Here is a 302-nt window from a genome sequence, read left to right as displayed (position 1 = left end):
CGTTGGCGATGGCCAGGGCTTCGGCTTCGTCCTTGAAGGTGGTGATGCTCACCACCGGGCCAAAGATTTCTTCCTGGAACACGCGCATTTTGTTGGTGCCCTTGAGCAGGGTCGGCTGGATGTAATACCCGGTCGCCAGGTTGCCCTCGAGTTTTTCCACCTTGCCGCCGGTCAACAGCTCGGCGCCTTCGCCCTTGGCGATTTCCAGGTACGACAGGATTTTGTCGAATTGCTGCTCGGACGCCTGGGCGCCAACCATGGTGTCGGTGTCCAGCGGGTCGCCACGTTTGATCGACAGCACT

Annotated in this window: 1 protein-coding gene; it reads right to left on the bottom strand. The window is 59.9% G+C overall.

Annotated elements, in window-relative coordinates; genetic code table 11:
* Nucleotides 1-302 (bottom strand): aldehyde dehydrogenase family protein (locus QMX98_RS34945; protein WP_282412108.1); only part of this gene is annotated, 302 nt, incomplete at both ends.

Origin of the sequence: Pseudomonas sp. PS02303, from assembly GCF_029959925.1 — a bacterium.
GTDB classification, from domain to species: Bacteria; Pseudomonadota; Gammaproteobacteria; order Pseudomonadales; family Pseudomonadaceae; genus Aquipseudomonas; species Aquipseudomonas mandelii.
The sequence above is the reverse complement of the archived record's forward strand: the minus strand, read 5'-3'. Positions and strand labels throughout refer to the sequence as shown.